Here is a 20,077-nt window from a genome sequence, read left to right on the forward strand (position 1 = left end):
TTTTTTATACGCAACAGATAAACAGCCGGATGCTAACCTGCAAACGGATGGCGCAGCACTATGGTTTGTACCCGATCTGGCCCGGTTGAAACGATATCAATGGGCACACCGGTTAACTGCTCTAAACGGGCGATATAATCCCGCGCTGCCTGTGGCAACTGCTCCAGCGATTGCACACCAAAGGTGCTATCCTGCCAGCCCGGCATTTCTTCGTATACCGGTGTTACCAGCTCGTAGCCTTCCGCCGCCAGTGGTGGTACATCAGTAATATTGCCGGCCGCATCTTTATAACCAGTACAAATTTTCACACTGTCCAGGCCATCTAAAACATCCAGCTTGGTCAAACAGAATCCTGAGATGCTGTTTAGTTGCACTGCACGCTTAACCGCTACAGCGTCAAACCAACCACAACGGCGTTTACGGCCGGTGGTGGCACCAAATTCATGGCCTTTAACGCCTAAATGCTCGCCGACTGCGCAATCAAGTTCAGTTGGAAATGGGCCTGAGCCAACCCGGGTGGTATAGGCTTTAACAATACCTAACACATAGTCGAGGTAACGTGGGCCAAAACCGGCACCGGTCGCTACACCACCGGCAGTGGTGTTAGACGAGGTTACGTACGGATAGGTACCGTGATCGATGTCCAGCAGCGTGCCCTGGGCGCCTTCAAACATGATTTCCTGGCCAGCTTTACGGGCACGGTCAAGCAAATCGGTGACATCTACCACTAACGGTTTTAAGATCTCGGCGATTGCCAGCGCATTGTCCAGTGTCGTTTGGAAATCGACCGCCGGCACCTTGTAGTATTGTGTCAGGGTGAAGTTGTGTAACTCCATCACCGTTTTCAGCTTTTCAGCGAATAACTCAGGATTAAACAAGTCACCAACACGTAAGCCACGGCGTGCTACTTTGTCTTCGTAAGCCGGGCCAATGCCACGGCCCGTCGTACCGATAGGTTTATCACCACGCGCCAGCTCACGTGCCTTATCCAGCTCAACATGAAACGGCAGGATCAGCGGGCAAGCTTCTGACAGCAGCAAACGCTCTTTTACCGGTACGCCACGCTGTTCCAGCATGGTCATTTCCTTTAAGAACGCTTCTGGTGATAGCACTACACCATTACCAATCACGCATTTTACGTTGGCGCGCAAAATACCTGATGGAATTAAATGCAACACGGTTTTTTCACCGTCGATTACCAGCGTATGGCCGGCATTATGGCCGCCCTGATAACGCACCACATAACTGGCTTTATCTGTTAATAAATCGACGATTTTACCTTTACCTTCGTCACCCCATTGGGTGCCGAGCACTACGACGTTTTTGGCCATGGTTCCTACATCATGGAAAAAATTAGGCGTGGATTCTACCAAATCGCCAACCAAGTTTCAGCCGTCTGGATGAAAAAAAGCCGCTTTTTTCAAAGCGGCTTAATCTATCAAGTAGGATCAATAACTTAGCTAATCAACCTGCCAGGCAAGATAAATCATAGTCTGCACTGTTGTGATATAACGCAAAACCAAAGCGCAGCCGGTCGCCGCGATAGTCGGTTTCAATGCCGGCGCGTTTAAGCTGCGCTGCCAGCTCAGCCACCTCAGCCGGCGTACCGCAGCGGAATGTCAGAAAATGGCCATGCTGGTTCAGATCCTGTGCCAGTAAGCTTGCGCTATTCAGCCGCGGATGCTGCAGTGCGTCAAGCTTGTGTAAAAACACCTGCTGTAACTGCTGTACATACTGATGTATGCGGCCAACACTAATACCTTGCTGCTTAAACAGCCTGAGCACAGCGTTGAGCCGGTATAAGGCAGAAAAATCCATGGTCGCACCGGCAAAACGATAACCATCTTCGCTGTACAGCACCGTCGCAGATTTTTCGGCCGCCAGAGTGCCAAATTCAGCAAACCAGCCGGTATATAACGGCCGCTCCAGGCTACCCAGCGGTACCGCCATAAAGCAGCAGCCTTCACCGCCACCGGCGTATTTATAACTGCCGGCCAGATAGAACACCCGCTCAGCTATTGCCGATAAATCTGTTGGCAACGCCATAAAGCCATGATAACCATCGATAACGATCATCGCTTCCGACACCGCGCTAAGACGGCTGACAAAAGCAGTCAGATCGCTGATGGCAAAGCCGGAGTTAAAAAACACCTGGCTGCAAAAAATCAACTGATACTGCTGCTGCGATGCCGCCTGGCTAAAACGCTGTTCAAAGCTGGCAAAGGGCTCGGTTGGAATAATATCCAGCTGCACATTGTCGTATTCTGCCAGCCGCTTAACCTGGCGGCTAAAGCTGTGAAACTCACTGTCGGTGGTTAAAATTTTCAGCGGCTGGCGCAAGTCAAAGCAGCTTAACAGCCGCATCACCAGCTCATGCGTATTCGGCGCAAAGACAATTTGCTCAGGCTGCGGCAAATGCAAAATGTCAGCAATTAATTGCTGGGTTTGCGGCACCTTTTCAGCAAAGATATAACGCCATTTATCATCCACCAACCGCGCGCTATCGTCCCAATACTCCAGCATCGCGTCCCGGCTGACATCCGGCCAATAATGATGAGAGTGGCAGGCAAAGTGTTGTTTACCCTTATTGGCTGTCAGAAACCTTTGATAAAACTGTTGGTACATAGCTCCCCCATCTGTTCACTGCAGACAAAAAAGGCCCTGACGGGCCTTTTTATCACGTGCAATGTTTAATTTTGCACCTTATCTGACTTCATATATTTAAAGAAGTCATTATCCGGTTGGATAACTAAGACGTCATCTTTGTTCTTAAAGCTGTTTTTGTATGCTTCCAGGCTACGAATGAATGAGTAAAACTCAGCATTCTTGTTGTATACCTCGGCATAGATATTAGCAGCCATCGCATCACCTTCACCACGCACGCTGCGTGAGTTACGTTCAGCATCGGCCAACATTACCGTGACCCGGGCATCAACATCGGCGCGGATAATTTCGGCTTCTTCCATCCCTTTAGAGCGATGCTCACGGGCAACGGCATGCCGTTCGGCTTCCATCCGGGCGAAGATAGAGCTACTGACTTCCTGCGGTAAGTTAATCTGCTTCACCCGCACATCAACTACCTCTATACCCAACTCTTTTGACGCTTCACCGGCTTGCTGCAGTGCACTTTGCATCAGCTGGGTACGCTCACCAGAGACGATTTCCTGGATAGTTCGGGCACCAAACTCAGTACGTAAACCGTTATTGATATACTGTTTTAACAGCACTTCAGCCTGGGCGGTATTACCGCCGGTAGCCAGGAAATAAGCGCCAAAATCATTGATGCGCCATTTCACATAACTGTCTACCAACAAGTCTTTTTTCTCTGCCGTAACAAAGCGGTCCTGCGCATCATCAAGGGTTTGCACCCGGGCATCTAACTTACGCACAGTTTCAATAAACGGTAATTTAAAATGCAGCCCCGGCTGATAAACCACAACGTTCTGCTGGGCATCACGCTGAATTTTACCAAACTGGATCACGATACCGCGTTGTCCTTCAGGCACCACAAACAAAGCTGACAGGAAGATAAACGCGACGACAACAATAATAGCGATAGTGAAATTCTTCATAAGTTACCCCCTGCCGCTGCGCGTTGAGGTACTGCGCGAACTGTCAGTACGGTTTGAGCTGTTGCTGTCAGTGTTGCTGCGACTTGGTGTAAAAGGCACAGCGCTGCTTGGCGCAGTGGCACCAGAACCTTGATTCAGCATTTTATCCAGCGGTAAATACATAATGTTGTTGCCGTTTTTCACATCTACCATCACTTTTGACGTATTGCTGTACACCTGCTCCATTGTTTCCAGATACATACGGTCGCGTGTTACTTTCGGTGCCGCCAGGTACTCTGGTAACAGTTTTTCAAAGCGGGCGACTTCACCTTGCGCTTTTAATACAATTTGTTGCTTATAGGCTTCGGCTTCCTGCATTACGCGATTAACCTGACCACGGGCACGCGGTTCAATTTCCCGGGCATAAGCCTGAGCTTCCTGAATAAAGCGCTCCTGATCTTCCTGTGCTTTAATGGCATCATCAAACGCATCACGCACTTCTTCCGGTGGCCGGGCGTCGCGGAAGTTAACATCAACCAGCGCGATACCCATTTTGTAGGGTTCAATAATACCTTCCAGCTCTTGCCGGGTATTTTGCCGCACCACTTCACGGCCACGGGTTAACACGTCATCCATAATAGAATGGCCGATAACATAACGCAGTGCCGCATCGGTTGCCTGATGCAGGCTGCTGTCGGCATCAACCACTGAAAACTTATACAGACGGGCGTTAAATACCCGGTATTGGATCTCAAAGGTCACCCGCACCAGGTTCTGATCCTGCGTCAGCATAAAGCCATCACTGCGCAAGGTGCGTACACTGGTCACATCTACCGGCAGCACAGTGTCAATAAAGGTCGGCTTCCAGTGAATACCCGGGCCCACTTCGCTGTTGTACTGACCAAAGCGTAACACCACACCCCGCTCAGACTCTTTAATGGTGTAAAAGCCACTGAACGCCCACACCAAAGCTGCCACGATTAACACCAGCACTAACGCCGCTGAAGCGCCGCCGTTGCTGCTGCCACCGGAGGACTTACCGCCGCCGAAGATGCCACCGAACTTTTTACCAAAGTTGCGGAACACTTCGTCTAAATCAGGAGGCCCCTGATCACGTCCGCCCTGTTTCCAGGGGTCGTTATTTTTGCCGTTGTTGCCGGGCTCATTCCAAGCCATGCTCTACTCCGTTCTAAGTTGCAAAATAAGGGTTAATGTATCAAATAAGCTGGGCGCTGACGATATAGTTTTCCAGCAGCCCCTTCGATTGTTTTACGCAGCGTTGCCACACGGCTTCACTCAACCGCAGCTGCAGCTGGCAATTACCCTCGGCGTCAAAATGTTCTTCGGCAATACAATGCTGCTGATGAAACCGTGCCCGCCAAACGGCCTGTTGTGGCGGCAATGACAGCGCTACATCAATATACCGCTCAGACAGCAACTGGGTTATTGCCTGCGCCAGCAAATCCAGACCAGCACCACTGGCGGCAGAAACATAAACCGCGACAGGCTGGGCATATTCGTTATATTCAATACGCGGATTTTGCTCCAGCAGGTCAATTTTATTAAACACCACCAGCTGCGGCAGTTGGTCGGCCCCAATTTCGGCCAGCACCAGCGCCACCTGCTGCATATTGTCGTCTTTGCGTGGGTCAGCCACATCAACCACGTGCAGTTGTAAATCGGCATCGCGGGTTTCCTGCAACGTGGATTTAAATGCGGCGACTAAGTCATGCGGTAAATGGCGGATAAAACCGACAGTGTCAGCCAGAATAATCTCACCAACACCTTTGAGATGAATTTTTCGCAGCGTAGGATCCAGCGTGGCAAAGAGCTGATCAGCCGCATAAACATCGGCTTTGGTCAGACGGTTAAATAACGTCGATTTACCGGCGTTGGTATAACCGACCACCGACACCACCGGCACCTCTGCCCGCTGACGTGCACGCCGGCCTTGTTCTCGTTGCTTTTCCAGCTTCGTCAACCGCGCCTGCAGTGCTTTTACCCGTTCACGTAATAAGCGCCGGTCGGTTTCCAACTGGGTTTCACCCGGGCCACGTAAGCCAATACCGCCTTTTTGCCGATCCAGGCTATCCCAGCCGCGCACCAGCCTGGAGGCTAAGTGTTTCAACTGTGCCAGCTCAACCTGCAACTTACCTTCGAACGTACGGGCGCGCTGCGCAAAAATATCCAGAATAAGGGTGGTGCGGTCAATAACCCTTGCTAAGCACAAACGTTCCAGATTCCGGGTTTGCGCCGGGCTTAAGGCGTGATTAAATATCACCACGCTGGCCTGGGTTTGTGCAACCAGATCGGCAATATCCTGCGCTTTGCCGGAACCGACAAAAAACTTCGAATCCGGCGCACTGCGGCTGGTTGTCACCACCTGCATGCCATTCACGCCAGCCGAGGCTACCAGCAATTTAAGCTCGCTTAAATCTTCGCTGGTATGCTGTTGCGAAAAATTGACATGGACAAGGATCGCTTGTTCCGGCACCACGCTAATATCAGACAAGCGAATAACCTCTGTTATTACTCCGTGTCGTCTTCGTCACTCTGGCCATTGCTGTGGCTAATCATGGTGTTAACAGCCCGCGCCGGCACCACGGTCGAAATGGCATGTTTATATACCATCTGACTCACAGTATTCTTCAGCAGAATTACGAATTGATCGAAAGATTCGATTTGACCCTGAAGTTTAATACCATTCACCAAATAAATTGATACCGGAATACGTTCCCGTCTCAAGGTGTTTAAAAATGGGTCTTGTAAAGATTGGCCCTTTGCCATGTGCCGCTTTCCTTTTTTTATTAGTCCGACTTATATTGGTATTATTTTTTTTATTTCAAGTTGTTAAAACGTCTTTTTTATCCATCTTGTTTAGCTTAGCGAAGATAAAATTGCTTGCAAGTTTTCTGACAGCGGCGCGTCACTTTCCAGCCAGCTTAATTGCTGCCAGCCACGTAACCAGGTGAGCTGGCGTTTTGCCAGTTGCCGGGTTGCCGCTATACCGCGCTCTGTCATGTCGCTGTAACTGCACTCACCCGCAAGGTACTGCCACATCTGCCGGTAACCAACACAGCGCATAGATGGCAAATCCGGGTGAAGATCTGCCCGCTGCTTTAAGCTGCGCACTTCTTGTTCAAACCCTGCTGCCAGCATTTGTTCGAACCGCAGTGCTATACGCTGGTGCAGCACAGCGCGATCTTGCGGCGCTATGGCAAATTGGTGTACTGGAAACGCAAAAGGTTCCCCTTTATCTGCCGTTAGCGCTGTTAAACTGCGGCCTGTAATACGATACACTTCCAATGCCCGGTTAATCCGCTGCGGATCATTCGGGTGAATACGCGCCGCAGATACAGGGTCAATGTCAGACAGTTCAGCATGCAGTGCTGCCCAACCCTTAACAGCCGCTTCAGCCTCTAACTGAGCGCGAACAGCAGCATCGGCTTCTGGCAACGGCGAAATACCGTCCAACAGGGCTTTAAAGTACAGCATAGTACCACCAACCAGGATTGGAATGTTACCACGATGTTGAATTTCAGCAATTAATCTGAGCGCATCTGTGCGAAAGTCTGCCGCAGAATAGTGTTCTGCCGGGTCGCGGATATCAATCAGATGATGCGGTGTCAGTGCCAGTTCTGCTGGCGTCGGTTTTGCCGTACCAATATCCATACCACGATAAACTAGGGCGCTGTCCACACTGATAAGCTCTGACGGCAAGTGCTGATATAGTTCGGTTGCCAGTGCGGTTTTACCCGACGCTGTTGGCCCCATTAAGAAAATAACCGCTGACGGCGCTGTCATTACGCTGACTCCGGCAGTAAGCTCAGGGTTGCGTCCAGTTGCAGCGGAGCGCAGACCCAGAACTGCGGCATACGCAGTATCTCAGTGGCGCAGTTTAACAACGCTGCCGCGCTGACCCCATTAGCTTTAAGTAGCATAGACAATAAACTCTGTATCAGGTTGTCACCCGTTGGGCATTGCTGCAGCCATAATGGCAACCAGTGGCTGATGGCAGTTTGCTTAAGCCAGGCCGGTACTGAGCGCACTATCACCGTCTGATCGGTTAATAACAAGTCAAAACCGGCGTGATTAAACACCTCGGCCTGTGTGGTCAATTGCCGCAGCTGTGCCGCGGTAACATGTATTCTTTGTGGTAACAGCAAAGGTTGCGCGCGCTGTGGGCAGGCAATAAAGTAAGCCGCCAGTGTCGGCACCAGATCTATCAGCACGATATTGTCAGCCTGCTGTTGCAGCAGATAACGATTCGCGGCAATCAAGCTGCCCGCGGCGTTATCGTCAACAGCAGGCTGGGCGGTCTTTACTGCGTCATCCGCAGCGGGTATTACCGCTGGCTCCGCTGGGCTAAGCGCCTTTGGTGCAGCAGCGCTGTGCTGCCAATAGGCCAATTCCCGTGTTACGGCCGCCGCCGAATGCTGTCGGCTCTGATACCCTCTGCCGGCCGCCGCGCCATAGCCGGGACTAGCTGGCTGCTGCACGCCACTGAATGTCGTTGTTAGCGTTTGTGCTGGCGATACCGGACTAAGCGGCAGGTCATTCAGCTGCATTAAGGCATCGGATAACGCCGATACCACAAAATCGTGTATCAATCGGGCCTGATGAAAACGCACTTCATGTTTGGCCGGATGCACATTCACATCAACCTGACGCGGGTCCAGCTGCAAGTACAATACAAACGCTGGCTGCTGCTCGGCAGATAGGCTATCGCCATAAGCCTGGCGGATAGCATGGTTCAGCAGCTTATCGCGCATCATCCGGCCATTGACATAACTGTACTGGCAGTTATTTTGTGCGGTACAAGCCTGCGGCTGTAACAGCCAGCCCCAGATTTTGACATCGCCGTACTGATTTTCAATAAACGCCGCCTGGTCGGCAAAAGCCCGGCCACATAAGGCCGCTACCCGTTTCTGACGCTGTTGCTCTGTGTCCGCCGCCTTTAACCGCCGCACACTCTGGCCATTATGGTTAAGCTGCCAGCTAACATCGTACCGGCTCAGCGCCAGGCGTTTTACCAGCTCATCAATGTGGCCAAATTCGGTTTTATCGGTACGCAAAAATTTGCGGCGCGCCGGGGTGTTAAAAAACAAGTCCAGCACCTCAATACTGGTACCTACCGGATGCGCCGCCGGTTTTACCGTCACCTGCATGTCACGGCCTTCAGCATTGGCTTGCCAGGCTGCATCCTGTGCTGCTGTGCGCGATGTTAATGTTAGCCGGGATACCGAGCTGATACTGGCCAGCGCTTCGCCGCGAAAGCCCAGACTACAGATCGCTTCCAGATCCGTTAAATCAGCGATTTTACTGGTTGCATGCCGGCTAAGTGCCAGCACCAGCTCTTGCTCGGCAATGCCGCTGCCATTATCACGCACCCGGATAAGTTTGCTGCCGCCTTTTTCAATATCAATGTCGATATGGCTGGCACCGGCATCCAGGCTGTTTTCCACCAGCTCTTTGACGACAGAGGCCGGTCGCTCCACCACTTCACCGGCCGCAATCTGATTGGCCAGTTGCGGCGGTAAGATCTGAATAGGCATATCAGGGGATCCGCAGCGTTTGGCCAACGCGGATGCTGTCGGACGATAACTGATTGGCACTGCGCAAATCATCGATCGAGACATTGTAGCGCTGTGCCAGCAAAGATAACGACTCACCGGCACTCACGCGGTGCTCACGGGCGCGTTGCTGGGCAAATAACGAATCAGCCGGCGGCGATTTTTCAAAATGTCGCTTTAGGGCGGCAAATAGCGACCGTGCCAGCTGGGATTGATGCGACGGCGATTTAAGCAGTTTTTCTTCCTGCGGGTTAGAGATAAAACCCACCTCAACTAAAATAGACGGAATATCCGGCGCTTTTAGCACCCCTAAACTGGCCGCCTGCGGTTCCTTTTTGTGCAGGTGCGCAACCTTGCCCAGCTCGCCAAGGACTTCGTTGGCTACCTGATACGCAGTGACCATTGAATGATTCATCGACAAATCCAGCACTGTCTGCGCCAGATAACGCTCATTCGCCGAATCTTTGATAATTTCAGCGACACCTCCAAGCAGTTCTGAGTGGCGCTCGGTTTGCTCAAGCATACGGCCGACTTCAGTAGTAGCACGACGCAGTGACAGCACCCAAACGGACGCCCCCCGTGGCTGCGGCGAGGTAAAGGCATCAGCATGAATAGACACTAATAAGTCTGCCTGCTGGCCGCGGGCAATTTCGGTGCGCCGGTTAACGTGCAAATAATAATCTTTGGTGCGGACCATCATGGCTTTCATGCCCGGCTGGCTATCAATTAACCGCGCAAGCTGACGTGCTATCGGCAGGGTAATATTTTTCTCATAAAAACCGCTGGGGCCAATTGAGCCCGGGTCCTCGCCGCCATGGCCAGCATCAATTGCAATAATGATGTCGCGTGCAGCCCGTATCGCCGGTGGCGGCATATTTATCGGCTGAGGCTCGGGCAAATCCACCACTAAGCGATGGCCGTAAGGCGGCGTTGGCGGTAAGGCGAACACCGTCGCTTTACTGGCATGGGCTAAATCCAGCACGATGCGCATGCTATTTTTATCACTGCTGCTGCGGATGGTTTTAATTAAACCGGTATCACCACTCACCGCAGGCAAGCTACTGCCTGGTTTTATACCATTCAGATCAATCACCAGACGGTCAGGTTTATCCAGCGTAAAATATTTGTGTTCAGGTGCGGCCGTTAAATCGAACACCACCCGGGTGTTATCCGGCGATGGCCAGACCCTGACACTTTGAACTTCGTTACTGGCCTGGGCAACGAAACTCAACGCGCCCAGCAGCAACAGGAAACAGCCTTTGATCTTGTAGTAATTATTTTTCATCGTCTGTCAGAGCTTTTAGTATAGAGGCACCGGCCACAGTGTTAGCGCTGATACTGGCCAGCCGGTGCTGCTGTTCAAAGTTTAAGTGTATGTCGAGATCGGCAACAGGTAAATAACCCATGCCCTGCTCTGGCCATTCAATCAAACACAGGCTATCGGCACGGAAGTAATCGCGAATGCCCATAAACTCCAGCTCTTCGGCATCACGCAGCCGGTAAAGGTCAAAATGGTAAACGCTCAGCGTGCCCAGCTGATAGGGCTCAACCAGAGTGTAGGTCGGGCTTTTTACCTTGCCCTGATGCCCCAGCGCCATTAGCACGCCACGGCTAAAGGTAGTTTTACCGGCGCCCAGCTCACCGTGCAAAAACATCGTCTGGCCGCCGCCAACCAGACGGCCAATTTTACCCGCCAGGGTCAGTGTTGCCTGTTCATCAGCTAATGTAAATTGCATCTTGGCCAAGGTGACTACTCTCGTTACGCTAAAAACGCAGCTATGTTAACAAATTAGCCACGCCCTGAGCCAGTAAAACCAGCTTGCGCTGTCAGACCCACTTTTCGCCGCCGGGTTCCCTGGCCGCTAGGCGTAATTGTGCGCTATATGCTAAATTAGCCCGTCCCTCAACACAGACGGCTAACATGAGTATTGACTATCAGGCACTGGCGCAACAAATAAAGCAATGGGCCAAACAGCTGGGCTTTGACCAACTGGGCATTACCGGCGTCAGCCTGCCTGAGGCTGAGCGTCAGCTACAGAAATGGCTGGATGCCGGTTATCACGGCGAGATGGATTATATGGCCAGTCATGGCATGTTGCGCGCCCGTCCGGCCGAGTTAGTGCCCGGCACCTTACGGGTCCTTAGTGTACGGATGAATTATCTGCCCAAAGGCGCTGGCTTTGCCACTAACCTGGCCGACCCGACCCAGGCTTATATCAGCCGCTATGCGCTGGGGCGTGACTATCACAAACTGATCCGTAATCGGCTAAAGCAGCTAGGTGAGCGCATTAATCAGCACGTCAGCGAGCTGGGCTACCGGCCCTTTACCGATTCGGCACCGATACTGGAGCGGCCTTTGGCGCAGCAAGCCGGCCTGGGCTGGGTGGGTAAACACAGCTTATTGCTGAATCACGAAGCCGGTTCCTGGTTTTTTTTAGGCGAACTGCTGGTCAATCTGCCACTGCCCGTCGACACGCCGCACAGCGGCGATTGCGGCAGCTGCGTGGCCTGTATAACCAGCTGTCCGACCGGTGCTATTGTTGAGCCTTATGTGGTCGATGCCCGCCGCTGTATTTCGTACCTGACCATTGAACTTAAAGGCGCGATACCGGAAGAACTGCGCCCTTTACTTGGCAACCGTATTTATGGCTGTGACGACTGCCAACTGGTGTGCCCGGAAAACCGTGATGCCCCGCTCAGTATCGAAAGTGATTTTCAGCGCCGTCAGCAGTGGCAAAGCCAAAGCTTACTCAGTTTATTTGCTTGGCAGCAGCATGAGTTTTTAAGCTACACCGAAGGCAGCGCCATTCGCCGCATTGGCTTTGAGCGCTGGCAACGTAATATTGCTGTCGCCCTTGGCAACGCGCCGTATCAGCCTGAGATTACACAAGCGCTTGAAGCAAAACTTGGCAGCGCCAGCGAGCTGGTAGCGGAGCATATTCAGTGGGCGTTAGCACAACAAAAGCGCAAACGCTGGCAGGTCGAATCACTGCTACCGCGCAGCACCGAACGACTGGTGCGAATTATTCAGAAGGGTTTACCACGTGACGCTTAGGGCTTACGCCGCTGCTACGCTGCGCTATCCTGGCCTGCGCTAACTGCAAAATCTGCGTCCGCCTGAGTAAATTGGCGCTATGCCATTCAATAATTTCCTCGACACTGCGGCCGCAGCCAAGGCAAATATCCTGCTGATCCAGGCAACAGTTTCGTACACAGGGTGAGTCTGCCATCGTTAATGCCATGTCGTGTTCACTGAGGAGACTATATCGCAGACAACAAAAAACCGCACTGGTTTCCCAAGTGCGGTTTCTGTCGAATTTGGAGCGAGTAACGAGGTTCGAACTCGTGACCTCGACCTTGGCAAGGTCGCGCTCTACCAGCTGAGCTATACTCGCGTTATCTGACGTTGTTACGTCGTGATGGCGCGCATTTTACAAAATCAGTCGGCCGTTGCAAGTGTTTTTTTACGGTAATCTGAAAAAATGCGTGCGATAGGTTACTAATTCAGCAATCGACTCCCGAATATCATCCAATGCCAAATGACTGCCGGCTTTTTGTACTTTTTTCAGCACTTCCGGATGCCAGCGCCGGGCCAGTTCTTTTACCGTGCTGACGTCTAAATTACGGTAATGGAAAAAGGCTTCCAGCGTGGGGGCGTATTCGGCTAAAAATCGCCGGTCCTGACCAATGCTATTGCCACACATTGGCGATTTGCCTTTCGATACATACTGACTTAAAAAGGCGATAGTTTGCTGCTCGGCATCGGCCAGACTGGTAGTACTGGCGCGGCAGCGCGCGGTTAAGCCGCTTTTGCCGTGTTGCTCAACGCACCAGGCGCTCATATTATCCAGCACGTCGTCGGGCTGCTTAATGGCAAATACCGGCCCTTCGGCAAGAATGTTTAACTTATCGTCGGTGACGATAGTGGCCATCTCCAGTATTACATCGGTTTTTGGCTCCAGCCCGGTCATTTCCAAATCCAGCCAGATTAAATTATTGTCATTTACACTCATTAAAAAGCCCTTAGGTTCGTCGCTGCTTTGTTCATTTACAGAATACAGGTATCATACACGCCCTAAGCTTAGCAGTAATAGCATCCTTTACATCAGAGCGATAACAATAGCCGTGCCAAAGAAAAAACACCTGACCCAACGCCAGCAACAACGTATTGCCGATAATGCCGGCAAGCGGCTGCGCGTAGCGAAAAACAAAGGTGTCGACAGCGTGGATGACAGCAGCTTTGCCGCGCCGGAAACGGGCCTGGTGCTAAGCCGCTTTGGCCAGCATGCTGATATTGAAGACAGCCAGGGCCTGGTGACTCGCTGCAATATGCGCCGCTCGGTGGCTTCGCTGGTCACCGGTGATAAAGTGGTCTGGCGCCGTGCGCTGCAGCCGACCGGCGGTATCGACGGCGTTATAGATGCGGTAGAGCCGCGCCACTCGGTGCTGCTGCGGCCGGATTTTTACGACGGTTTAAAGCCGGTGGCGGCCAATATCGATTTAATGATTATTGTCTCGGCTATTTTGCCGGCACTGTCGCTGAATATTATCGACCGCTACCTGGTGGCGGCGGAAATGACCGGCATTAAACCGCTGTTGGTGATTAATAAAGTCGATTTACTCAATGAAAGCGAGCTAAACGCGGTTGAGCAACAACTGGATTTGTACCGTAAACTTGGCTATGACTTTTTACTGGTCAGCGCTAAAACGGGTATGGGCATGCCTGAGTTGCTGAATTATCTGCACAGCGGCACCAGCATCTTTGTTGGTCAGTCGGGTGTGGGTAAATCGTCATTAATGAACAGTTTGATGCCGGGGCTTGAAGCGCAAACGCAGGAAGTGTCTGCTAACTCTGGCCTGGGCCAGCATACTACTACTGTTTCGCGTTTGTATCATCTGCCTGAAGGCGGTGATTTAATTGACTCGCCCGGTATTCGCGAGTTTGCGCTGTGGCATTTAAGCGCCGAAGAAGTCACGCGCGGTTTTACTGAATTTACGCCCTGGCTTGGCCGCTGTAAATTCCGTGACTGCAAGCATGTCAGCGATCCGGGCTGCGCTATTATGCATGCAGTAGAAACCGGCGACGTAAGCCAGGCACGCTATGACAGTTATCTGAAAATCCTCGCCAGTATGGCGCAGGATAAACCGAATCATTTTTAACCTTTACTACGATTAACTTTTACTGAGAACAGAATGGATAATTTAAAAATTACCCTGCAGTACCTGATGCCGAAGCATTTAATCTCTCGTCTGGTTGGTAAGCTGGCCGCCGCCAAACTGGGCTGGTTTACGCATTTTCTGATTAACCGCTTTATTAAAGCCTATGGCATCAATATGAGCGAAGCGCAGTTTGAACGCGCCGAAGATTATACCAGTTTCAATGAGTTTTTTACCCGGCCGCTAAAAGACGGTATCCGGCCTTTAGCGACTGAAGCGCATATTGTTGCCCACCCGGTAGACGGCTGCATCAGCCAGTTAGGCCCGATTGTACAAGGCCAGCTGGTACAGGCGAAAAACCACAGTTACTCGCTGCAGGCGTTATTAGGTGGTGACATCGCAACCGCCGAGCCCTTTATCGGCGGCGACTTTGCCACTATTTATCTGGCACCCAAAGATTATCACCGCATTCATATGCCAGTCACCGGCACCCTGCGCCAGATGATTTATGTACCGGGCGATTTGTTCTCAGTCAACCCGCTTACGGCGGAAAACGTACCAGATCTATTTGCCCGTAACGAGCGCGTAGTGACTATCTTTGATACTGAACTGGGGCCTATGGCATTGGTACTGGTGGGTGCCACTATCGTCGCCAGCATTGAAACAGTCTGGGCCGGCACGGTAACACCGCCAGCCGGTAAAAATGTATTCCGCTGGACTTACCCGGCACATGGCAAAAATGCCATTAAACTGGAAAAAGGTGCCGAAATGGGCCGCTTTAAGCTGGGTTCTACCGTGGTGCTGGCCTTCCCGGCCAATAAACTGCAGTTCCTGGCTGAGCAGCAACCTGGCACGGTAACCCGTATGGGCGCCCCTTTTGCTGAGTTAAAGTAATTTTACAACGGTACTGGCTGACGCGTAGGTACTTTCTTCGGTGACCGTTGCAGGCCAGGATGGCCGAATCGAGCCCCCAGGGAGGGGTTCACGGCGTGTCAGAGAAGAAATGTACGGAGTGGCAGACAGCGGACGGAGATATGGAGGTCTGTTATGCAAATTATCGCCCATCGTGGTGCCAGTGGTGATTATCCGGAAAATACCTTGCTGGCAATGGAACAGGCCATCTTGCAAGGCGCCGACGCTATTGAAATAGACGTATTCGCCGTTGACAGCGAATTAATAGTTATTCATGACCATCACCTGGCGCGCACCACCAATGGTAGCGGTAGCATTTACCAGCATAGCCTGGCGCAACTGCAACAGCTCGACGCAGGCTCTGGCCAGCGCATTCCTACGCTATGGCAGGTATTGCAACTACTGGCACTAACACCGCTGTGGCTGAATATCGAGCTTAAAGGCGATAATACCGTCGCACCGCTACTATCGTTACTAAAACGGGCTGAGCGCGAGTTGCAGTTTGACGTAAACCGCCTGCTGATCTCCTCGTTTAATCACCATCTGCTGGCAGAACTGAACCGACAGAGCTCAGCGCTAAAACTGGGCGCTTTAACCGCCAGCTTGCCTATTGACTACGCCGCCTTCGCCCACCAGTTACAGGCTTATTCGGTTCACTGCGATGTCAGCTTTATCAACCAGGCTTTTGTCGATGACGCCAAAGCGCGCGGTTTAAAGGTGTACGTCTATACGGTAGATCAGGCCGATGATATAAAACGGATGCAGCAGTATGGCGTAGAGGGTATTTTCAGCAACTACCCGGCGAAAGCCCGGCAGCTGTTAAACGCACAGCCTTAAATGCAAAAATCCCGCCGTAGCGGGATTTTCTGGATCAAACAGAGTTAGTGCTCATCTTCGCAGCTGTTGCAGCTGTTACACAACCGCATATTCATCACATGCGCCAGTACCACTAACGAAGCGCCAACAATGAGTACTGCATGTTCATATTCGTGGCCCCAAACATCGCGTTGCCAATAAATAAACACACCTAAAAACAAGGAATAAAACGGATAGAGTTTGCGGTGATAACGGTGAAAGCCGATAAACAACGCAATAAAACCCAGTACTATGGTCACTAAAAGCATAACGCGCTCAAAGGCATGGTTATGTGCAACACTTAAGCCCATTAACGGCAGCACAGGCAAAATAATTGGCAGCATAATGCAGTGAATGGCGCAAAGCGACGTCACTGTAATACCGACTTTATCAAACACGTTTCTGACGATAGCTAACACGTTATTGTCTCTGAGCACAAAAACCACAAGGAACGAGATAATATAACAAAACATTTCACAAGGGAATGCTCGGGACAAAAAATAACGGCCAACACTGACAAGAGCAAAGCGCCTTACGCGGCTGAGGCTTGCCCGGGCGCGCTGACGTTTACCGCGGCTTATGGCATAATAGCAGCACTTTTTTCTGAGTAGTCGTGCAATGGATACTTTACTTAATCAACTTGATGACAATTTAAAAGAGCTGTACCGCAAAGCATTAGACGCTGACGCCCTGCTTGATAACCTGCAACAACAAGGTCATGGCAAGCATCAACGCATTTTTGCAGATAACGCGCTATTTCAGGCCAACAGCAACCGCTTTATGCCGTACTTAGCAGAGACAGCTGAGCAAGTGGCTGCGATGCGCCAGAGTCAGCAGTTTAATACTGCCACCCTGCAGCGTGTTGTAGCGCAGCTAAAACAACTACATACCACCCTGGCAGAGTTTCGCGCTGTTATAACAAAATAAGATAACCAGAGCTTTCTGGTAAGAAAATAATCTAATGCAGTACCGGCACTACACTAGTCTAAAAGAGTTGGTGGAGGTGACTATGGCTGCAATTACAAGCGCAACAACGAATAGCAATCTGGCGCTATCAGCAGCAAGCCAACTGCTGCGCCCGACGAACAACGTAACAACCGAGCTGCTACAAAATACAAACACAGCAGCAGAGCCCAATACCAAAGAAGCCGATCCGGCACGTGACTTTGTCCGGGTTAGTAGCAGTATCGGTCGCGCGGCTACCGCCGGCCAATTAAGTCGGCAGGAAGCACTGGATATTTACCGTCAAATCGCCAGTTTGCTTTAATTCATTGGCTCACTTTGGGCAGCTTGGCGCTGTATTGCTCTAACTGGGGTAACAGTTCTTTGTTAAACCAGCTGTCCAACATTTGCTTCTCGTAGTGAAACTCTTCGTTCGAATGGTTTGACCGCAACGACTGCATAAAGCCCATATCTCGCAGCTTTTCTTCACCACTGGCGACTTCTTCACCATGTTTGTCACGTAACACATAGTTAAACTTTATCGCCGGCGAGTACAGATCCTTAACCACACGCAAAGCGTTGCCGGCGCCGCCAGCAAAATAATCCACCTCGCCAGCTAAATCGATATCGGTGACCGTAACTTGCCACTGATACCCTTCGGGTAAGCTGGTTGCCAACTGCTGAAAAAAGCCGTCAAATTTTTGTAGCACTCTTTCACGGTAAACTTTGCGGCTGTCATTCGCCGGACGAATATCGGTAAATTTCTCCGGCTGCTGCCAGTCAACTTTCACTTCCCCAGCCTGCACTGCGGTTGCAGTTAACATAGTTATACCGCACAAAAGCATTATCTTACGCATCGCCAGTCTCCTGCTTTATCACAACCCATTTTGCTACCTATCTTAGAAGCGATAGCCAGCAATAAGTTTAGTCACTGGCCTAACTATAACCCTGATACCTGAGCCCTGACTGAACTGTTTTGTATAAAAATGTAGCCAATTGTTCTCGTTAGAAAAAAGCCCCGGCAATTGCCAGGGCTTTTAGGGTAAGTAAGCACTTACGTGGCGATTACATCATGCCGCCCATGCCACCCATGCCGCCCATATCAGGCATTGCCGGTGCATCGTTCTTCGGCAGTTCAGTTACCATCGCTTCAGTGGTGATCATCAGTGAGCCTACTGATGCAGCAAACTGCAGTGCTGAGCGGGTAACTTTAGTTGGGTCCAGAATACCCATTTCCAGCATATCGCCGTATTCGCCGCTGGCCGCATTGTAACCGTAGTTGCCAGTGCCAGATTTCACCTGATTCACTACTACTGAAGGCTCTTCACCAGCGTTATCCACGATTTGACGCAGTGGTGATTCCATCGCGCGCAGCGCAATCTTAATACCGTGGTTCTGATCTTCGTTAGCACCACGCAGGTCTGCCAGCTTGGCAGCAACACGTACCAGGGCTACACCACCGCCAGGCACTACGCCTTCTTCAACCGCAGCACGGGTAGCGTGCAGCGCATCTTCAACGCGGTGTTTTTTCTCTTTCATTTCAATTTCAGTCGCCGCACCCACTTTGATTACCGCAACACCGCCAGCCAGCTTGGCCAGACGCTCTTGCAGTTTTTCTTTATCGTAGTCAGAGGTGGCTTCTTCAATTTGCTGACGGATTTGCTTCACGCGGCCATCAATAGCTGCTTGCTCACCGGCACCATCAATAATGGTGGTGTTGTCTTTAGTGATCACGACGCGCTTAGCAGTACCTAACTCTTCCAGGCCCGCTTTTTCCAGTTCCATACCGATTTCTTCAGAAATCACGGTACCGCCAGTCAGGGTAGCGATATCCTGCAGCATCGCTTTGCGACGGTCGCCAAAGCCTGGTGCTTTCACCGCAGAGATTTTCACGATACCGCGCATATTGTTCACGACCAGCGTCGCTAAGGCTTCACCTTCAACGTCTTCAGCAATAATTAACAGCGGCTTGCCTGACTTAGCAACACCTTCTAATACCGGTAACAGCTCACGGATATTAGAGATTTTCTTGTCAACGGTCAGGATATATGGGTTGTCCAGTTCTACCTGGCCAGCTTCCTGGTTGTTGATGAAGTACGGTGATAAGTATCCACGGTCAAACTGCATACCTTCAACCACGTCCAGCTCGTTAGCTAAACCCTGGCCTTCTTCAACCGTGATTACGCCTTCTTTGCCCACTTTATCCATTGCGCTGGCAATGATCTGGCCGATTTCGTCATCAGAGTTTGCAGAGATAGTACCAACCTGCGCAATGGCTTTGCTATCAGCACATGGCTGAGACAGCGCTTTTAATTGCTCAACCGCAGCAACAACCGCTTTGTCGATACCGCGTTTTAAGTCCATTGGGTTCATGCCGGCAGCAACCGCTTTCACACCTTCATTGATGATGTTTTGCGCCAGTACTGTGGCAGTAGTGGTACCGTCACCGGCTTCGTCATTGGCTTTAGAGGCAACCTCTTTCACCATTTGCGCGCCCATGTTTTCAAACTTGTCTTCCAGCTCAATTTCTTTGGCAACTGACACACCGTCTTTGGTGATCAGCGGCGCGCCGAAAGATTTATCCAGAATCACGTTACGGCCTTTCGGGCCTAAGGTTACGCGCACAGCATTTGCCAGCACGTTTACGCCTTTTAACATCTTATTACGGGCTTCATCGCCAAAACGTACGTCTTTTGCAGCCATTTTTCTAATCCTTACAATTCAGTTAATACGTTAAACAGTTCGTGCAGACTTAGTCCAGAATCACACCTAAGATATTGTCTTCTTTGGTGATAACATATTCCTGACCATCAATTTTTTCAGTGCGCTCTACATAAGCACCGAAGATCACTTTGTCACCAACTTTTACGTCTAACGGTTTAACATCGCCGTTGTCTAACACGCGGCCCTGGCCTACTGCGACAACTTCACCACGGGTAGATTTTTCCGCTGAAGCGCCCGTTAAGACGATGCCACCTGCTGATTTACTCTCAGCTTCTAAGCGTTTGATGATGACACGATCATGTAAAGGACGAATATTCATGCTCTATCTCCTAAAGCGTTTTAGTGTTTTAACATGGGTGTTAA

General features: G+C 51.1%; 22 protein-coding genes and 1 tRNA gene. 6 read left to right on the forward strand and 17 right to left on the reverse strand.

Annotated features, from left to right (window positions below):
- Nucleotides 1–32: 32 nt before the first annotated feature.
- The 10 genes from EYB30_RS11405 to tsaE form a co-directional block, all read right to left on the reverse strand.
- Nucleotides 33–1,331, reverse strand: a complete 1,299-nt coding sequence (locus EYB30_RS11405; RefSeq protein WP_166839033.1) for an adenylosuccinate synthase — start codon at nt 1,329–1,331, stop codon at nt 33–35.
- A 133-nt stretch (nt 1,332–1,464) separates the two neighbouring features.
- Nucleotides 1,465–2,625, reverse strand: coding sequence for an aminotransferase class V-fold PLP-dependent enzyme (locus EYB30_RS11410; protein WP_166839034.1), 1,161 nt, complete (start codon nt 2,623–2,625; stop codon nt 1,465–1,467).
- 65 nt (nt 2,626–2,690) lie between these two features.
- A complete protein-coding gene (gene hflC / locus EYB30_RS11415; RefSeq protein ID WP_166839035.1) occupies nt 2,691–3,572 on the reverse strand; it encodes a protease modulator HflC in 882 nt (293 codons plus the stop codon).
- Nucleotides 3,573–3,575: 3 nt separating this feature from the next.
- Nucleotides 3,576–4,727, reverse strand: coding sequence for an FtsH protease activity modulator HflK (gene hflK / locus EYB30_RS11420; RefSeq protein ID WP_166839036.1), 1,152 nt, complete (start codon nt 4,725–4,727; stop codon nt 3,576–3,578).
- 40 nt (nt 4,728–4,767) lie between these two features.
- A complete protein-coding gene (gene hflX / locus EYB30_RS11425) occupies nt 4,768–6,063 on the reverse strand; it encodes a ribosome rescue GTPase HflX (RefSeq protein WP_166839037.1) in 1,296 nt (431 codons plus the stop codon).
- Nucleotides 6,064–6,080: 17 nt separating this feature from the next.
- Complete coding sequence (gene hfq, locus EYB30_RS11430; protein ID WP_166839038.1) at nt 6,081–6,338, reverse strand: RNA chaperone Hfq; 258 nt, start codon at nt 6,336–6,338, stop codon at nt 6,081–6,083.
- Between the two features lie 90 nt (nt 6,339–6,428).
- Entirely contained in the window at nt 6,429–7,355 is a 927-nt protein-coding gene (miaA, locus tag EYB30_RS11435; RefSeq protein WP_166839039.1) for a tRNA (adenosine(37)-N6)-dimethylallyltransferase MiaA, read from the reverse strand.
- Nucleotides 7,355–9,106 (reverse strand): DNA mismatch repair endonuclease MutL, encoded by a 1,752-nt coding sequence (gene mutL / locus EYB30_RS11440; RefSeq protein ID WP_166839040.1) that lies wholly within the window; start codon nt 9,104–9,106, stop codon nt 7,355–7,357. The genes miaA and mutL overlap by 1 nt, the downstream gene beginning before the upstream one ends.
- Nucleotide 9,107: 1 nt before the next feature.
- Nucleotides 9,108–10,409 carry an N-acetylmuramoyl-L-alanine amidase gene (locus EYB30_RS11445; RefSeq protein WP_166839041.1) on the reverse strand — a complete coding sequence of 434 codons (1,302 nt, stop codon included), beginning with the start codon at nt 10,407–10,409 and terminating at the stop codon, nt 9,108–9,110.
- Nucleotides 10,399–10,860, reverse strand: a complete 462-nt coding sequence (gene tsaE, locus EYB30_RS11450; protein WP_166839042.1) for a tRNA (adenosine(37)-N6)-threonylcarbamoyltransferase complex ATPase subunit type 1 TsaE — start codon at nt 10,858–10,860, stop codon at nt 10,399–10,401. The genes EYB30_RS11445 and tsaE overlap by 11 nt, the downstream gene beginning before the upstream one ends.
- Nucleotides 10,861–11,045: 185 nt before the next feature.
- Here tsaE and queG point away from each other — a divergent pair, with 185 nt between their 5' ends.
- Nucleotides 11,046–12,179 (forward strand): tRNA epoxyqueuosine(34) reductase QueG, encoded by a 1,134-nt coding sequence (gene queG / locus EYB30_RS11455; protein ID WP_206674625.1) that lies wholly within the window; start codon nt 11,046–11,048, stop codon nt 12,177–12,179.
- On the opposite strand, the gene EYB30_RS18810 is transcribed toward queG, so the two are convergent.
- The 3 genes from EYB30_RS18810 to orn form a co-directional block, all read right to left on the reverse strand.
- Nucleotides 12,148–12,366 carry a DUF1289 domain-containing protein gene (locus EYB30_RS18810; RefSeq protein WP_166839043.1) on the reverse strand — a complete coding sequence of 73 codons (219 nt, stop codon included), beginning with the start codon at nt 12,364–12,366 and terminating at the stop codon, nt 12,148–12,150. The two genes, queG and EYB30_RS18810, sit on opposite strands and share 32 nt — an antisense overlap.
- A gap of 77 nt (nt 12,367–12,443) precedes the next feature.
- A tRNA-Gly gene (locus EYB30_RS11465) sits at nt 12,444–12,519 on the reverse strand.
- 69 nt (nt 12,520–12,588) lie between these two features.
- Entirely contained in the window at nt 12,589–13,137 is a 549-nt protein-coding gene (orn, locus tag EYB30_RS11470) for an oligoribonuclease (protein ID WP_166839044.1), read from the reverse strand.
- A 112-nt stretch (nt 13,138–13,249) separates the two neighbouring features.
- Between orn and rsgA the strand changes: the two genes are divergently transcribed.
- The 3 genes from rsgA to EYB30_RS11485 all read left to right on the forward strand — a co-directional run bounded on the left by rsgA (nt 13,250) and on the right by EYB30_RS11485 (nt 16,030).
- Nucleotides 13,250–14,284: a small ribosomal subunit biogenesis GTPase RsgA gene (gene rsgA / locus EYB30_RS11475; protein WP_166839045.1), complete on the forward strand. Its 1,035-nt coding sequence runs from the start codon at nt 13,250–13,252 to the stop codon at nt 14,282–14,284.
- 33 nt (nt 14,285–14,317) lie between these two features.
- Nucleotides 14,318–15,175, forward strand: coding sequence for an archaetidylserine decarboxylase (gene asd / locus EYB30_RS11480; protein ID WP_166839046.1), 858 nt, complete (start codon nt 14,318–14,320; stop codon nt 15,173–15,175).
- A gap of 153 nt (nt 15,176–15,328) precedes the next feature.
- Nucleotides 15,329–16,030 carry a glycerophosphodiester phosphodiesterase gene (locus EYB30_RS11485; protein ID WP_166839047.1) on the forward strand — a complete coding sequence of 234 codons (702 nt, stop codon included), beginning with the start codon at nt 15,329–15,331 and terminating at the stop codon, nt 16,028–16,030.
- 44 nt (nt 16,031–16,074) lie between these two features.
- Here EYB30_RS11485 and EYB30_RS11490 read toward each other — a convergent pair whose 3' ends face one another.
- Complete coding sequence (locus tag EYB30_RS11490) at nt 16,075–16,485, reverse strand: MerC domain-containing protein (RefSeq protein ID WP_241698013.1); 411 nt, start codon at nt 16,483–16,485, stop codon at nt 16,075–16,077.
- 181 nt (nt 16,486–16,666) lie between these two features.
- On the opposite strand from EYB30_RS11490, the gene priC reads away from it, so the two are divergent.
- Both priC and EYB30_RS11500 read left to right on the forward strand, forming a co-directional pair.
- Complete coding sequence (gene priC, locus EYB30_RS11495) at nt 16,667–16,975, forward strand: primosomal replication protein PriC (protein WP_166839048.1); 309 nt, start codon at nt 16,667–16,669, stop codon at nt 16,973–16,975.
- 82 nt (nt 16,976–17,057) lie between these two features.
- Complete coding sequence (locus EYB30_RS11500; protein ID WP_166839049.1) at nt 17,058–17,315, forward strand: hypothetical protein; 258 nt, start codon at nt 17,058–17,060, stop codon at nt 17,313–17,315.
- Between the two features lies 1 nt (nt 17,316).
- On the opposite strand, the gene EYB30_RS11505 is transcribed toward EYB30_RS11500, so the two are convergent.
- From EYB30_RS11505 to EYB30_RS11515, 3 genes are all read right to left on the reverse strand, one after another.
- The gene (locus EYB30_RS11505) at nt 17,317–17,814 is read right to left on the reverse strand and encodes a DUF3016 domain-containing protein (protein ID WP_241698014.1); all 498 of its coding nucleotides are present in this window, start codon (nt 17,812–17,814) and stop codon (nt 17,317–17,319) included.
- A gap of 241 nt (nt 17,815–18,055) precedes the next feature.
- On the reverse strand, nt 18,056–19,693 hold the full coding sequence (groL, locus tag EYB30_RS11510; RefSeq protein WP_166839051.1) for a chaperonin GroEL: 1,638 nt from the start codon (nt 19,691–19,693) through the stop codon (nt 18,056–18,058).
- Nucleotides 19,694–19,742: 49 nt separating this feature from the next.
- Nucleotides 19,743–20,033: a co-chaperone GroES gene (locus EYB30_RS11515; protein ID WP_166839052.1), complete on the reverse strand. Its 291-nt coding sequence runs from the start codon at nt 20,031–20,033 to the stop codon at nt 19,743–19,745.
- Nucleotides 20,034–20,077: the final 44 nt, after the last annotated feature.

The organism is Rheinheimera pleomorphica (genome assembly GCF_011634895.1).
Classification (GTDB): domain Bacteria; phylum Pseudomonadota; class Gammaproteobacteria; order Enterobacterales; family Alteromonadaceae; genus Alishewanella; species Alishewanella pleomorphica.

Excerpts from the sequence above, each read along its gene's own strand:
- EYB30_RS11405 (WP_166839033.1), bottom strand. The coding sequence starts at position 1,331 with ATGGCCAAAAACGTCGTAGTGCTCGGCACCCAATGGGGTGACGAAGGT.
- EYB30_RS11410 (WP_166839034.1), bottom strand. The coding sequence starts at position 2,625 with ATGTACCAACAGTTTTATCAAAGGTTTCTGACAGCCAATAAGGGTAAA.
- hflC (WP_166839035.1), bottom strand. The coding sequence starts at position 3,572 with ATGAAGAATTTCACTATCGCTATTATTGTTGTCGTCGCGTTTATCTTC.
- hflK (WP_166839036.1), bottom strand. The coding sequence starts at position 4,727 with ATGGCTTGGAATGAGCCCGGCAACAACGGCAAAAATAACGACCCCTGG.
- hfq (WP_166839038.1), bottom strand. The coding sequence starts at position 6,338 with ATGGCAAAGGGCCAATCTTTACAAGACCCATTTTTAAACACCTTGAGA.
- miaA (WP_166839039.1), bottom strand. The coding sequence starts at position 7,355 with ATGACAGCGCCGTCAGCGGTTATTTTCTTAATGGGGCCAACAGCGTCG.
- mutL (WP_166839040.1), bottom strand. The coding sequence starts at position 9,106 with ATGCCTATTCAGATCTTACCGCCGCAACTGGCCAATCAGATTGCGGCC.
- EYB30_RS11445 (WP_166839041.1), bottom strand. The coding sequence starts at position 10,409 with ATGAAAAATAATTACTACAAGATCAAAGGCTGTTTCCTGTTGCTGCTG.
- tsaE (WP_166839042.1), bottom strand. The coding sequence starts at position 10,860 with ATGCAATTTACATTAGCTGATGAACAGGCAACACTGACCCTGGCGGGT.
- queG (WP_206674625.1), top strand. The coding sequence starts at position 11,046 with ATGAGTATTGACTATCAGGCACTGGCGCAACAAATAAAGCAATGGGCC.
- EYB30_RS18810 (WP_166839043.1), bottom strand. The coding sequence starts at position 12,366 with ATGGCATTAACGATGGCAGACTCACCCTGTGTACGAAACTGTTGCCTG.
- orn (WP_166839044.1), bottom strand. The coding sequence starts at position 13,137 with ATGAGTGTAAATGACAATAATTTAATCTGGCTGGATTTGGAAATGACC.
- asd (WP_166839046.1), top strand. The coding sequence starts at position 14,318 with ATGGATAATTTAAAAATTACCCTGCAGTACCTGATGCCGAAGCATTTA.
- EYB30_RS11485 (WP_166839047.1), top strand. The coding sequence starts at position 15,329 with ATGCAAATTATCGCCCATCGTGGTGCCAGTGGTGATTATCCGGAAAAT.
- priC (WP_166839048.1), top strand. The coding sequence starts at position 16,667 with ATGGATACTTTACTTAATCAACTTGATGACAATTTAAAAGAGCTGTAC.
- EYB30_RS11500 (WP_166839049.1), top strand. The coding sequence starts at position 17,058 with ATGGCTGCAATTACAAGCGCAACAACGAATAGCAATCTGGCGCTATCA.
- EYB30_RS11505 (WP_241698014.1), bottom strand. The coding sequence starts at position 17,814 with ATGTTAACTGCAACCGCAGTGCAGGCTGGGGAAGTGAAAGTTGACTGG.
- groL (WP_166839051.1), bottom strand. The coding sequence starts at position 19,693 with ATGGCTGCAAAAGACGTACGTTTTGGCGATGAAGCCCGTAATAAGATG.
- EYB30_RS11515 (WP_166839052.1), bottom strand. The coding sequence starts at position 20,033 with ATGAATATTCGTCCTTTACATGATCGTGTCATCATCAAACGCTTAGAA.